The 12,851-nt window shown below is 60.8% G+C and carries 11 protein-coding genes and 1 pseudogene; 9 read left to right on the forward strand and 3 right to left on the reverse strand.

What is annotated here, in order from left to right; genetic code table 11:
• Nucleotides 1-163 precede the first annotated feature (163 nt).
• The 3 genes from JMJ97_RS07600 to JMJ97_RS07610 form a co-directional block, all read right to left on the reverse strand.
• The gene (locus JMJ97_RS07600; protein ID WP_260699778.1) at nt 164-1,159 is read right to left on the reverse strand and encodes a hypothetical protein; all 996 of its coding nucleotides are present in this window, start codon (nt 1,157-1,159) and stop codon (nt 164-166) included.
• A gap of 298 nt (nt 1,160-1,457) precedes the next feature.
• Nucleotides 1,458-1,934 (reverse strand): PIN domain-containing protein, encoded by a 477-nt coding sequence (locus JMJ97_RS07605; RefSeq protein ID WP_260699779.1) that lies wholly within the window; start codon nt 1,932-1,934, stop codon nt 1,458-1,460.
• A complete protein-coding gene (locus JMJ97_RS07610; RefSeq protein ID WP_152067705.1) occupies nt 1,927-2,250 on the reverse strand; it encodes a type II toxin-antitoxin system RelB/DinJ family antitoxin in 324 nt (107 codons plus the stop codon). Before JMJ97_RS07610 ends, JMJ97_RS07605 begins: the two co-directional genes overlap by 8 nt.
• A gap of 428 nt (nt 2,251-2,678) precedes the next feature.
• Between JMJ97_RS07610 and JMJ97_RS07615 the strand changes: the two genes are divergently transcribed.
• From JMJ97_RS07615 to JMJ97_RS07650, 9 genes and pseudogenes are all read left to right on the forward strand, one after another.
• Nucleotides 2,679-3,197 (forward strand): 4Fe-4S dicluster domain-containing protein, encoded by a 519-nt coding sequence (locus JMJ97_RS07615; RefSeq protein WP_022095206.1) that lies wholly within the window; start codon nt 2,679-2,681, stop codon nt 3,195-3,197.
• Between the two features lie 74 nt (nt 3,198-3,271).
• Nucleotides 3,272-3,421, forward strand: a pseudogene (locus JMJ97_RS09720) (hypothetical protein); the annotation flags it as partial.
• Nucleotides 3,407-5,494, forward strand: coding sequence for a formate dehydrogenase subunit alpha (gene fdhF, locus JMJ97_RS07620; protein ID WP_465038248.1), 2,088 nt, complete (start codon nt 3,407-3,409; stop codon nt 5,492-5,494). The pseudogene JMJ97_RS09720 and the gene fdhF, both read left to right, overlap by 15 nt.
• A gap of 78 nt (nt 5,495-5,572) precedes the next feature.
• The gene (locus JMJ97_RS07625; RefSeq protein ID WP_260699781.1) at nt 5,573-6,190 is read left to right on the forward strand and encodes a 4Fe-4S dicluster domain-containing protein; all 618 of its coding nucleotides are present in this window, start codon (nt 5,573-5,575) and stop codon (nt 6,188-6,190) included.
• On the forward strand, nt 6,183-8,201 hold the full coding sequence (gene hyfB, locus JMJ97_RS07630) for a hydrogenase 4 subunit B (RefSeq protein WP_055309581.1): 2,019 nt from the start codon (nt 6,183-6,185) through the stop codon (nt 8,199-8,201). Before JMJ97_RS07625 ends, hyfB begins: the two co-directional genes overlap by 8 nt.
• A gap of 17 nt (nt 8,202-8,218) precedes the next feature.
• Nucleotides 8,219-9,142 (forward strand): respiratory chain complex I subunit 1 family protein, encoded by a 924-nt coding sequence (locus tag JMJ97_RS07635; RefSeq protein WP_260699782.1) that lies wholly within the window; start codon nt 8,219-8,221, stop codon nt 9,140-9,142.
• A gap of 16 nt (nt 9,143-9,158) precedes the next feature.
• Nucleotides 9,159-10,616: a hydrogenase 4 subunit D gene (locus tag JMJ97_RS07640; protein WP_260699783.1), complete on the forward strand. Its 1,458-nt coding sequence runs from the start codon at nt 9,159-9,161 to the stop codon at nt 10,614-10,616.
• 10 nt (nt 10,617-10,626) lie between these two features.
• Nucleotides 10,627-11,280 (forward strand): hydrogenase 4 membrane subunit, encoded by a 654-nt coding sequence (gene hyfE / locus JMJ97_RS07645; RefSeq protein WP_035138044.1) that lies wholly within the window; start codon nt 10,627-10,629, stop codon nt 11,278-11,280.
• A 3-nt stretch (nt 11,281-11,283) separates the two neighbouring features.
• Entirely contained in the window at nt 11,284-12,849 is a 1,566-nt protein-coding gene (locus JMJ97_RS07650) for a hydrogenase 4 subunit F (protein ID WP_035138046.1), read from the forward strand.
• The last annotated feature ends 2 nt before the right edge of the window (nt 12,850-12,851 follow it).

The following is a 12,851-nucleotide window of genomic DNA, read 5'->3' on the forward strand; positions in this document are numbered from 1 at the left end:
ACCGCAGGAAGCTTGGATACGCCTAGGCGCGGTCCAAGAAATCGTCCGCACCCCCGATTAGCCGCAAAAGCTGTTATCCAGGAACTATTTCACCGCAACTTATTGAGGCCGAGCGGGCTGGGTCGATGATGGGTTCTGTTGTCGAGAAGATGAGGGCAGCCGGTCAGGAGTCTGCGTAGGGTTTTGTGGTTGGTATACCGTAGCCGCGCATCATGGAGCCGAACGCTTTGATATCGTAGGTGTCTGAGAGCCTGAAATGAATGACGTTGTGGCCCATGGCACGCAGGTTCGCGTCGCGTACGAGGGCAGCTCGATAGGTTTTTGCCGCAGTATGTTCCGGATCATTCTGGGCATCGTCCTCAAACTTGCCCAATCCATGCAGCTCAGCCAGCATCCAAGAGCCGTTTGGCATCTGCCAGCCGTAATCTGCCAAATAATAGCCGGCGTTTCCCGGTCGAGTGATTTCAACCTGAAGTTCGGGAGCGGCAACTCCCGCCAGAATCATTGCCGCCCGTGCTTCGGATTCTCCACCGTTATCCGATCTGCGATCCATGTGTTCAAAAACGTCAAATGCGCGCGCGATGCCGTGCAGTCCGCGGCAGTTCGCTTGTGCATATGCACGCAATTCTTCGCGCTCGACACCGTACTCACGAGCCAACCCGTCGACATAGCCTAGTGCATATCGAAAAGCGCTCGTTCGGGCGATGTCGACCACCGTGCGATATGGATCCGTTAAAGTAAACGGGCCGAGCTGCCATACGTCGCCCGGCCGCCAGCGTCGGTATTCAACGAATTCGTATATATCGCGTCTGGTGGAACGCGGCAGCAGCACTTGCACCTTGTCGAGAAGCGAATATGCAGAACCGATGCCATAGAGCAGTGCCGCCGTTGCTCCACAAAACACGGCATCCGGTTCAACGACCGCAATAGCGGATGCCAATTGGAAGATGCGATCTTCGACGCCGAGGTCATTCCAATACGCGGGATCAGCGTAGACATGGTTGTAGAGTCGAATAATCATCTCTTTTTGCATGAGCGCGTAGGCACAGCGTTCATCCCATTTTTTGGCAGCTACAAACAGGTGCCCGCCATGATGGGCCTCGAATAACCGGAAGAACAGCTCTGTTTGCGGTTTGGAACAGCGTATATCATGACTCATTTTCGACCCTATGGTCTCGAGGGGGAGTGAATGACACTACGCTATCCCATATTTGGTCCGCCAGACCTTGCCATGAACTGACCAAAAGCTTGACGGGGCAGGTCAGAGTCATGAGTTAGAGCCAAACATATCGGCAAACGGATGATTAGTGCCCCTCGGCGGCACTAAAAACCACCCTTACAGAAGGTTGCGGTGAAATAGTTCCTGAAAAGCTCGAATAAGCCTAAATCCAGGAACTATTTCACCGCAACTTAGGTGGGGATGGGGCTGAGGGGCGGGTGATGCCGCTGCCTGCCGGTTAGTGGCGAGATTGGTGGCGGAGCTTGTCGATGGTGGAGTCGGTGCTTCGGCTGCGGGCTTCGGCGGCGCGGTCGCGGACTTCGGCAGCGGTTTGGCGCTTGCGGCGGTAATCGATCATGCCTTGAATGATGGGCTTGCCAAAGCTCACGACATCATCGTTGTAGATGGCGGTTCGGGCTGCGAGGAGGCAGTCGGTAAAGTCCATATGGGTCTTGCCAAAGAGTTTGACGGCAAGGGCGACAACGGTGGGCTCGTCGACCATGACGTCATCGAGCAGCCTTCTCATGGCCGTAGCAATCTCAGCGCGGGGAACCTTATAGACGTCGCGCAGCGTGACCACGACGCGCGTGATGATCTCGGGGTAGACGCGAGCGGTGCGCGTGGCGATGACCTTGGCGGCGCGCGGTGACAGAACTTCGTCGTCGTCAAGCAGGTAGCGTAGGATGACGGTCTCGTCGATGATGGTGCTACTCATGGATATCTACTTCCTCGGGACCCAAAATCGAATCGTCGCTTTCCGTGGCAAGGTATTCAATCCAGGCATTGCGCTCCTCGGCGCGGCGATTGGGATCTCCGTATGCTTTGAGCGATCCATAGGCGGCGGTGCCGTCCTTTGAGCGCACGGCGACCGGCTGAAAGGGAAGCTTGCGCATCAAAATGCTCTGCGCGACAAAAAGGCGGACAGCCTCGGCGAGCGATGTGCCCATGGCGTCGTAGAGGCGCTCGGCATGCTGTTTGTCCTCTTCGCGAATGCGCACCTGCAGGATGGCTCGTTTTTGCGTCGATGACATCACTGCCCTCCCTTAGCTAACGTGCAATATAGTCGGTCAAATGCGGCATGTGCCGACATCATAGAATCTTATAACCATTACTTTATTTTACTCAAGTAAATAACCATTAACACGAATACAAGCGTAGTACATCCAAATTGAGAGCGCGTAAAAATCTCAGAGATGTACGCATGTAATACACTCACCTTTATAGCTTTTAGAGAATAATTCCAACCTGCCAAAACCCCTGCAATACACTCGTATTGCAGGGCCTATGCTCAAGTTTGCCCCCTGCAACTGCGTATATTTAACCTGTATATCGTTGGAGGAATTCTATCGAAGTGCCTGTTTCGCCGCATGCACTCGATACGCCGATGCCGGACCACGGGCGGTCCGGGGCAACGTCGACAGGGTCTCTCCGGCATGGGATTCAGGAGGGAGTGAACAACATGGGCAATAAACGAGTCGTGGCTGATTCTTCACGCTGCATTGGGTGCCAAACCTGTATGGCGGCGTGCATCGAGGCACACGATATTCCCGGCAACATCGCCGCACCTCGCTTGCGCGTAACGCGCACCTACGAGATCTCCGCGCCGGTGGCATGTCACCACTGCGAGGATGCTCCGTGCGCGAAGGCCTGTCCTACGGGCGCCTTGTTCTTTGATCCAAAGAACCATCGCATCGGCGTCAACGAGGACAACTGCATCGGCTGCAAGAGCTGCGTCATGGCCTGCCCCTTTGGCGCCGTGAGCGTGGCTACCACGCAGGTCCCCGTCTTGATGGGCGACGTGCGTGTGGGTTCGCAGACCAAGAGCTTCGTGCTCAAGTGCGACCTGTGCGTGGACCGTCCCGGCGGTCCGGCGTGTGCCGAGGCGTGCCCGACCAAGGGCCTCACCCTGGTAGACGAGGAACGTTTGGCAGAACTGACTGCCGAGCGTGCCCGCGCCACCATCGAAAACGAGGCGTAAGCGTCGGGCGACAGGCCCAATGATTGTCAAATAAGTACCGAGTATTCGGTAGCAGAGAAAGGAAGGAGGGTGTCATGGAGAAGCATAAAGTGATCTGCCCGTATTGCGGCGCCGGTTGCCAGTTTAACCTCTTGGTCCAAAACGGCCAGGTCGTGGGTACCGAACCGCTCAACGGCATCACCAACCAGAGCGAGCTGTGCCTTAAGGGCATGAGCGGCTACGACTTCATCAACGACACCAAGATCTTGACTCCTCGCGTACTGCACCCGATGATCCGCCGCACCAAGGGCGCGGATCTTGAGCGCGTAAGCTGGGACGAGGCACTGGATTTCACCGCATCTAAGATGCAGGCCATAATTGACGAATATGGTCCTAACGCTGTCATGACCACCGGCTCTTCGCGAGGCGGCGGCAATGAGGCGAACTACGTCATGCAGAAGTTTACGCGTGCGTGCATCGGCACCCACAGCGTGGACAACTGCGCCCGTACTTGACACGGCCCTACTGTCCTCGGTCTGATGGACACGGTTGGTTCAGGTTGCATGTCATGCTCCATCCCCGGTATGGAGGATGCGGGCTGCATTTTCCTCTTCGGCTATAACCCTGCCGATTCGCACCCCATCGTCGCAAGGCGTATCGTGCGAGCCAAAGAAAAGGGTTGCAAGATCATCGTCGCCGACCCGCGCCATATCGAAACCGCGCGTATCGCCGATCTTTACCTTCCGATCAAGAACGGTTGCAATGTCGCGTTCCTCAACGCCTTTGCCAACTGTCTGGTCAACGATGGCCTCTACGACAAGGAATTCGTCGCCGAGCATACGAACGGCTTTGACGAGTGGTGGGAGACCATCAAGAACTACACTCCCGAATCCGTACAGGACATCACGGGTGTCGAGCCCGCGTTGATCCATCAAGCTGCCGAGATGTACGCCACGGCGAAGCCCTCTGCCATCATTGGCTGGGGCATGGGCGTATGCCAGCAGAAGCAGAACCTGAAGACGGTGCACACCATCGCCTCCATCGCCTGCGTTGCCGGCCAGATCGGCAAACCCAATTCCGGCCTCGCGCCCGTGCGTGGCCAGAATAACGTCCAGGGCTCCTGTGATATGGGCATGCTGCCCAACCTGTACCCTGGCTACCAGAAGGTCACCGACCCGGCGGTTCGTGCCAAGTTTGCCAAGGCTTGGGGCGTGCCCGAGGAAAAGCTCCCGCTCGAGGAGGGCTACAAGCTCACCGACCTGGGCCACCTGGTCGACGAGGGCAAGGTGCACTGTTTCTACAACTACGGCGAGGACCCGGTGCAGACCGAGCCCGATTCGGCCGGTATGCGCAAGACGCTCTCCGAGCTGGATCTGTTCATTTGCCAGGACATCTTTATGACGCAGACGACCATGCTCGCCGACGTCATCCTGCCCGCTACCTCTTGGGGCGAGCACGAGGGTGTCTTTACCGCATCCGACCGTAGCTTCCAGCACTTTGACGCGGCCGTTCCGCCCAAGGGCGAGTGCCGTCACGACTGGGAGATCTTCGCGGACCTGTCCACGCGTATGGGCTATCCCATGCACTACGACAACACCGAGCAGATCTGGAACGAGTGCATTAGCCTGTGCCCCAACTTTGTGGGCGCGACCTACGAGAAGATGGCTCCCGAGGGTGGTTACGCCCAGTGGCCGGTCAAGAGCACCGATGTGAACGACCACGGTACGCCCGACATGTTCGCTGGTGGCAAGTTCACCACCAAGGACGGCCGCGCCAACCTGATGGCGCACGACTGGGAGGCGCCCTCCGAGCTTCCCGACGATGAGTACCCGCTCATTCTGTGCACCGTCCGCGAGGTCGGTCACTACAGCTGCCGCTCGATGACCGGCAACTGCAAGACGCTGGCGCTGCTCGCCGACGAGCCCGGCTTTGTCCGCATGAATCCCGCGGACGCCCAGGCGCGCGGCATCAAGAACGGCGACATCGTCTCGATTCATAGCCGCCGCGGCCAGGTATACAGCCGCGCCGACGTGAGCGACCGCATCAATAAGGGCACGGTCTACATGACCTACCAGTGGTGGATCGGCAAGTGCAACGAGCTGACCATTCACAAGGTCGACCCGGTCTCGCATACGCCCGAGGACAAGTTCTCCGCCTGCCAGGTCGACGCCATTGCCGACCAGGTTTGGGCAGAGGGCGAGGTAGAGCGTCAGTACACCGAGCTCAAGCAGGCTCTGGTGGACGCCGCTGCTCCCCAGGACGTTGAGCCTGGCGCCGCCAAGTTCGACGACGAGACGCACGTGAACCAAATCGTGTAGTCCCGTTCTCGTTGGCTTTTTGGGCCGGGCGTCCCGTACGTTCGGGAGCCCGGCCCGTTATTTTGAAAGGAAGTGGGGATGAACCGCTTCATCGACATCAACCCGGAGAGGTGCATCGGCTGCGGAACATGCCAGTCCGCCTGTGCCGACGCCCACCGGATGCAGGGTCTTCAGGATGCGCCGCGCCTGGCGCTCGTGAAGACCGGCGGTATTTCGGCCGCCCTTGCCTGCCACCATTGCGAGGGTGCTCCCTGCGCCGAGGTTTGCCCGGTGAATGCCATCGAGCACGATGGCGATCGCATCCACGTCAAGGAGCAGGAGTGCATCGGGTGCAGGCTGTGCGCCATCGCGTGCCCCTTCGGAGCCATCCATCCCGATGGCACGTCTATCGCCGGTGTCGCAGGCATGTGCGACCCGACGCCTTCGTATCCTAAGTCCCTGAGCAGCCTGCTTACGTGGGCTCCCGGCCAGTACACCTGCGCCGTCAAGTGCGACCTGTGTGCCTTCGATCCGGACGGCCCGCATTGTGTGGCGGCGTGCCCCACCAAGGCGCTGACCGTCATGGGCGGCGCGGCCGATCGCGAGCTCGACGAGGCCAAGCGCCTGCGCTCGATCGAAAACGGTCCAGTCGTCGACGTTACCGCTGTGGCCCAGGGCCTGTCCGAGAAAGCAGAAGGGAGCGTAAACAATGGATAGCATGACGCTGTTTATCGCATCGCTTGCCGTCTCGTGCATCGGTGCGCTCGCCTCGGTTCTGCTGATCAAGGCCGATAACGCCGCCAAGACCGCCGGCTGCCTGATCGGCGCCGTCGCGGCCGTGCTGTCGTTCATCGCGGGCCTCGAGGCCGTGCTTGGCGACGTTTCGTCCCTCAACACGGTCTTCTTTTTCCCGTTCGCCCGTCTCGAGCTCTTGCTCAACGGCCTTGCGGGCCTGATCGTGGTCCTCATCTCAATCCTCGCCTTTGCGGGCTTCATCTACGGTCTGTCCTACTTTGATGAGTACCCGGGCAAGGTCGGGCGCGCCGGTTTCTTCATGAACACCTTCGTCGCCTCGATGATGCTCGTCATCACCGCCGACAACGTGTTCTGGTTCCTGGTCGCCTTTGAGCTCATGTCCCTTACGAGCTACTTCCTTGTCGTTATCGAGGAGAACAAGAACTCCATTAGGGGCGGTTGGCTCTACTTCGTCATCGCGCACGTGGGCTTTGTCCTTATCATGGCGAGCTTCCTGCTCATGACCAACGGCGTGGGCGGTTCCTTCAGCTTCAGTGATTTCCGTACGCATGACTTTGGACCCGCCGTCTCCTCCGCGTGCTTCGTCCTCGCGTTCTTCGGATTCGGCGCAAAGGCCGGTATCATCCCGCTGCACTCCTGGCTGCCCCAGGCGCACCCCGAGGCGCCGTCCAACGTGTCCGCCCTCATGTCCGGCGGCATGATCAAGATCGGCATCCTGGGAATCCTCAAGGTCGGTCTCGACCTGCTCGCGGGTTCGGGCGTCCAGCTCTGGTGGGGCCTCATGGTCCTGGTCTTCGGATCCATCTCGTCGGTCCTGGGCGTCGTCTACGCCCTCCACGAGCACGACATTAAGCGCCTGCTGGCCTACCACTCCGTCGAGAACATCGGCATCATCTTGCTCGGTGTCGGCGCGTCCATGACGGCGCACGCCCTGGGCAACGACGTCATCGCGACGATCGCGCTCATGGCCGCCCTCTACCACACGCTCAACCACGCCATGTTCAAGGGCGAGCTGTTCCTCGGCGCGGGCTCCCTGCTCTATGCCACGGGTACGCGCAACATGGAGAAGATGGGCGGCCTGTTCCGCCGTATGCCGGTCACGGCCGTCTGCTTCCTCATCGGTGCCCTTGCCATCTCGGCTATCCCGCCGCTCAACGGCTTCGTTTCCGAGTGGTTCACCTACCAGTCCCTGTTCAACATCTCGACGCTCTCCGACCCGGTCGTCATGGTGTTCGCCGTCGCCTCCGCGGCCGCCCTCGCCATCACCGGTGCCCTGGCCGTCACGTGCTTCGTGAAGGCTTACGGCGTCTCGTTCGCGAGCAGCCCTCGTTCCCAGGAGGCCGCGAACGCCAAGGAGTCCCCGGCTCCGATGTTGTTCTCGCAGATGCTCCTCGCGGCCATCTGCGTGGTGCTGGGAATCGGCTCTCCCGTCATCGCCCCGGTTCTGGGCGACGTCGCCCAGAGCGTGCTTGCCGGCTCTGCCATCACAGCCACCTCGGGCGTGTCTCTGGTGAACGAGATTTCCGGTGCCGCCACCTCCACCCCCGCGATCGCCATCGCGCTCGTGGTCCTCACCGGCCTCGCGTTCGTGTTGAGGTCCTGCCTCGGCACCAAGGCCCCCGCTAAGAAGACCGACCCTTGGGCGTGCGGCTACGAGCCCAACGAGCACATGCCCGTCGTCGCCACGAGCTTCGCGTCAGACGTAGAGCTCTTCATGGGCCCGCTCTACACCCTGCGCGAGGTATGCACCAAGATCTGCTGGTCCATCGCGCACGTGTTCCAGAAGCTCACCGGTGTCGCCCAGGGCGTTGAGCCCCTGCCCGACCGCTTCCTGGTCGATGCACCGAGCGAGGGTGCCGATAAGCTGGCCGGCCTCGCCTCCAAGATCGAGGGCGGCAACTACTCCGTATACATCTGCTACATCGTCGCGGCGCTCGTGGTCTTCCTCGTGCTCGCCGTGGTCATGGTCTAGAGAGGGGAGAGGATATTATGAACATCGTTCTTGCGATAGCGCAGGGCCTCGTGGTCATGCTGGTCGCGCCCTTCTTCTCCGGCCTCGCCCGTGTGATTCGCGCGAAGATGCACAATCGCCGCGGTCCGTCCATCCTTCAGGATTACCGGGACCTCGCGAAGCTCATGGCGCGTCCCGAGTCCGTGAGTTCCGACTCGAGCTTCGTGCTGCGCATCATGCCGCCGCTGTTCCTCGCGGTGTCGTTCATGCTCGCCATGGGCCTGCCCATGTTCACGCTCCAGAGCCCCATGCCCGTCTTTGGTGACGCCATCACCATCATGTACGCGCTCGCGCTGTCCCGCTTCTTCTTCGCGCTGTCCGGCGTGGATTCTTCCAACGCCTACGCGGGCTTCGGCGGTATCCGCGAGCTCCTCATGAGCGTGCTCATCGAGCCGTCCATGCTCATCGCGCTGTTTACCGTCGCCATCGTGTGCGGCTCCACGGACATTGCGACCATGGGTCAGCACATCGTTACGGGCAACGTCTCGAGCGTCGTCGCCGTCATCCTCGCCGGCGTCGCCTTCGCGGCCGCCTGCTATATGGAGCTCGGCAAGCTTCCGTTCGATCAGGCCGAAGCCGAGCAGGAGCTCCAGGAGGGCCCGCTCGCCGAGCTCTCCGGCCCGTCCCTGGCCATGATGAAGCTCGCCATGGGCATGAAGCAGGTCGTGGTCGTCGCTTGGTTCACCTCCATCTTCATCCCCTGGGGAGAGCCCGCGACCATCGGCGTCACCGCTCTCGTGGGCGCCGTCGTCTTCCTTGTCAAGTGCCTGGTCGATTTCGTTGTCTGCGGCGTGCTCGAGAACTCCGTTTCCCGTTCGCGCTTCAAGGTGCTCGGTAACCAGACCTGGGCCGTCGTCGGCATCGCGGTCCTCGCGTTCGTCTTCGTCGTCGTAGGCGTGTAGGGAGAAGGGAGAAACTATGTCAATCGAATCGAGCTTGTCCCTCTTTGCCATGGTGGCGATCGCCGTCCCCATGCTGGGCTCCCTGCTCATCGTCATGCTGCCGCGTCCCTACGCTAAATGGATCTGCGCCTTTGCCGGCGGCATCGCCACGGTCGCTTCCGTTGGCTTGGCCGCGACGTTTGCCGGAAACGGCATGAACGCGGTCGATGTAACCTGGGCGAGTATGGGCCAGACCTTGGTCATGGGCTTCATATTCGACCGGATGAGCACGCTGCTCGCACCCGCGTTCGTCGCTATCGGCCTGCTCGTCGTCATCTATTCGTTCCCGTACATGAGCGATAAGAACAAGGAGCATCCCGACGCGCCCCGTCGCCGCTTCTACGTGTACTTCTCCACGTTCATCGGCGCCATGGCCGGTCTCGCCTACAGCTCCACCATCGTCGGCCAGCTCGTTTTCTTCGAGATCACCGGCGTGTGCTCTTGGGGCCTCATCAGCTACTACATGACGCCCACGGCCAAGAAGGCCGGTATGAAGGCGCTCATCATCACCCATATCGGCGCTCTGGGACTCTACATCGGCGCGGCCTTCCTGTTCGCCGGAACCGGCACGTTCGCGCTGAGCGCGATCTCCCAGCTCGATTCCGGTATGAAGACCGTCTTGCTGCTGCTCATCCTGTTCGCCGCTTGGGCCAAGTCCGCCCAGTTCCCGCTCTACATGTGGCTGCCCTCCGCAATGGAGGCCCCCACGCCCGTTTCCGCCTACCTCCATGGCGCGTCCATGGTGAAGGTCGGCGTGTGCGTGTTCGCCCGCGCTCTTGCGAGTGCCGGCGATATCCCCGAGATCGTCGGTTGGGTCGCCATCATCGACGCCGTCGTGACCATGCTCTTCGGCTTCCTCATGTACCTGCCCCAGAAGGATATGAAGCGCCTGCTCGCCTTCTCGACGATCGCGCAGCTCGCCTACGTGTTCTTCGGCCTGGGCCTCTCCGTGTTCGGAAGCCAGATGGCGTTCAACGGCGCCGTCGAGCACATCTTCAACCACGCGTTCACCAAGACCCTGTTCTTCCTCATCGCCGGCTCCCTCAGCTTCACGCTGGGAACCCGTATGTTGCCCAAGATCCAGGGCCTCATGAAGAAGTACCCGGTCACGGGCGTGGGCTTCGCGGTCGCCGCGACCGCTATCGCCGGCGTGCCCCCCATGAGCACGTTCTTCTCCAAGTTCCAGATTATTTCCGGTGGCTTTGCGGTTGGTGCTTCCAACACGGTCATCTTCGTCCTCGTGTGCGTCATGGTCGTCGAGACCGTCGCCACCTTCGCATGGTTCCTGCGTTGGATGGGTAAGGTCCTGCCCGGTGAGCCGAGCGAGACCGTGGCCGCCGGCCAGCCCCTTCCGCGCGCCATGGCGTTCGTGTTCGTCGTCCTCATGATCATGGTCGTCGTCGCCGGTCCTCTGTCCTCTAGTTGGATGGGTTAGGAGGTAGGACATGGGTTATTCGTTAGTCAATATCCTGGGCGGTCTTCTGATCGTGACCTCCACCATGGTGGTCGTCTCGAAGACCATCCCGTCCGCCATTAAGTGGTACGCGATCCAGTCGGTTGTCCTGGTGGGCGTGCTTCTCACCCTGGGCCTCACCACCGGTGCCACCGAGCTTCTCATGTGGGCCGCGTCGGCCTTCGTCACCAAGGTGATCCTCGTTCCGTTCATTCTCAACCGTGCCTACAAAAAGATGGGTTCGCCTGCCGATAGCACGCTGACCTCCTCCATCAAGCCGGCCTGGACCATCATCCTCACCGGTCTGGAGGTGGCCATCTGCTTCGCGGTGGTCACGCGCCTGAGCCTGCCCACCGCTGAGGTGGCTACTCCGGCCCTCGCCATCAGCTTCGCGCACTTCTTCGTCGGCCTCACGTGCATCATCTCCCAGCGCAACATCCTCAAGCAAATCTTCGGGTACTGCCTTATGGAGAACGGTAGCCACGTGACGCTCGCCCTGCTCGCGCCCACGGCCCCCGAGATCATCGAGATCGGCATCGCCACCGACGCCATTTTCGCTGTCATCATCATGTCCGCCGTCGTCGTGAGGATCTGGAACGACACCAAGTCGCTCGACTCCCACGACCTGACCGAATTGAAGGGGTAGGCCATGGATGTTTCAATGCTGACGGTCGCCCTGCTCGCTTGTCCCCTCGTGTTCTCCCTGATTATGGCTGCGCTCCCCAAGACGACGTCCTACAGCGTCTTTGCGGGGCTCAACACCATCTCCGTCGCGGCGACCCTCGTCCTTTCGGTCGTCACCGCGGGAACCATGCTCTCGAGCGGGCAGAATATCGACGCTTTGGGCCTGTGGCTCCATCTCGATTCGCTCTCGTCGATCTTCGTCCTTCTGGTAGGCATTATCGGGTTCATCACCGGCGTGTACTCCATCTCCTATATCAAGATCGATATCGAGGAGAAGACCATGCCGGCCGAGCGCACCAAGCAGTACTACGCGCTGTTTAGCCTGTTCGTTTTCACGATGCTGCTCGCCTGCCTGTCCAACAACATCATCCTCACCTGGGCGGCGGTCGAGGCCACCACGTTGTCGACCGTGTTCCTCGTGGGCATCTACAAGAACAAGCAGGCGCTCGAGGCGTCTTGGAAGTACGCGATGGTCTGCACCGCCGGCGTGGCCTTCGGCCTGTTCGGCACGCTGCTCATCTACGCGAACGCCGCCGATATCATGCCCAACGCGCATGAGGCAGCCTTCCTCACCTCCATCATGCCCTACGCCGACCAGTTCGACCCGATGCTCGTGCGCCTCGCGTTCGCGTTCATCGTCATCGGCTTCGGCACCAAGGCGGGCCTGTTCCCCATGCACACTTGGCTGCCCGACGCGCACTCCCAGGCTCCGAGCCCGGTCTCCGCGCTGCTCTCGGGCGTGCTGCTCAAGTGCGCCATGCTGGTGATCATCCGCTTCTACTCCCTGTCCATCATCACGGTGGGCGACACCTATCCGCGTACGCTCCTGCTCATCCTGGGCACGCTGTCCATCCTGGTGGCCGCCCTGTGCATCTTTAAGCAGGACGATATCAAGCGCCGCTTCGCGTACTCCTCCGTCGACAACGTCGGCGTGGTCGCGCTGTGCCTGGGTATCGGTGGTCCGCTCGGTATCGCCGCCTGCCTGCTGCACTGCATCTTCCACGGTTTCACGAAGGCGCTCGCCTTCTGCATGGCCGGTAACATCCAGCACATCTACCACACCCGCGACCTGAACAAGATCAAGGGCGTCGTCGAGATCGCTCCCGTCACGGCAGCGCTCACCATCATCGCCCTGCTCGCGCTCGCCGCCTTCCCGCCGTTCGCCCTGTTCATCTCCGAGTTCCTCACCTTCGTGGCCGGCGTCCAGTCCGGTCCCATCTGGGTGGTCGTGCTCGTGGCCATTGGCCTCACCGGCGTGTACTTTGCCCTTACCGGCATCGCGCTCAAGTCCATCTTCGGCAAGGCGCCCGAGGGCATGAAGCGCCACGAGGTGCCCGCCCTCATGATCATCCCCGAGATCGCCCTCGCGATCGTGGTCATGTGGTTCGGTATCGCCACCCCGGTCGCCATCACGAGCGGCGTCGAGGATGCAACGTCCGTCGTTTTGAACCAGAGCGTCGAAGAGCTCCACGAGGCTCCTCTCTACCGCATGGTGTTCAGTTCCCAGACCAAGACAAGCGAGGTGAATTAGCA

The sequence above is a fragment of the Collinsella aerofaciens genome (assembly GCF_025289055.1).
Classification (GTDB): domain Bacteria; phylum Actinomycetota; class Coriobacteriia; order Coriobacteriales; family Coriobacteriaceae; genus Collinsella.

Bases quoted from the DNA above. Each gene is read 5' to 3' on its own strand.
- JMJ97_RS07600 (WP_260699778.1), bottom strand. From the start codon at position 1,159: ATGAGTCATGATATACGCTGTTCCAAACCGCAAACAGAGCTGTTCTTC.
- JMJ97_RS07605 (WP_260699779.1), bottom strand. From the start codon at position 1,934: ATGAGTAGCACCATCATCGACGAGACCGTCATCCTACGCTACCTGCTT.
- JMJ97_RS07610 (WP_152067705.1), bottom strand. From the start codon at position 2,250: ATGTCATCGACGCAAAAACGAGCCATCCTGCAGGTGCGCATTCGCGAA.
- JMJ97_RS07615 (WP_022095206.1), top strand. From the start codon at position 2,679: ATGGGCAATAAACGAGTCGTGGCTGATTCTTCACGCTGCATTGGGTGC.
- JMJ97_RS07625 (WP_260699781.1), top strand. From the start codon at position 5,573: ATGAACCGCTTCATCGACATCAACCCGGAGAGGTGCATCGGCTGCGGA.
- hyfB (WP_055309581.1), top strand. From the start codon at position 6,183: ATGGATAGCATGACGCTGTTTATCGCATCGCTTGCCGTCTCGTGCATC.
- JMJ97_RS07635 (WP_260699782.1), top strand. From the start codon at position 8,219: ATGAACATCGTTCTTGCGATAGCGCAGGGCCTCGTGGTCATGCTGGTC.
- JMJ97_RS07640 (WP_260699783.1), top strand. From the start codon at position 9,159: ATGTCAATCGAATCGAGCTTGTCCCTCTTTGCCATGGTGGCGATCGCC.
- hyfE (WP_035138044.1), top strand. From the start codon at position 10,627: ATGGGTTATTCGTTAGTCAATATCCTGGGCGGTCTTCTGATCGTGACC.
- JMJ97_RS07650 (WP_035138046.1), top strand. From the start codon at position 11,284: ATGGATGTTTCAATGCTGACGGTCGCCCTGCTCGCTTGTCCCCTCGTG.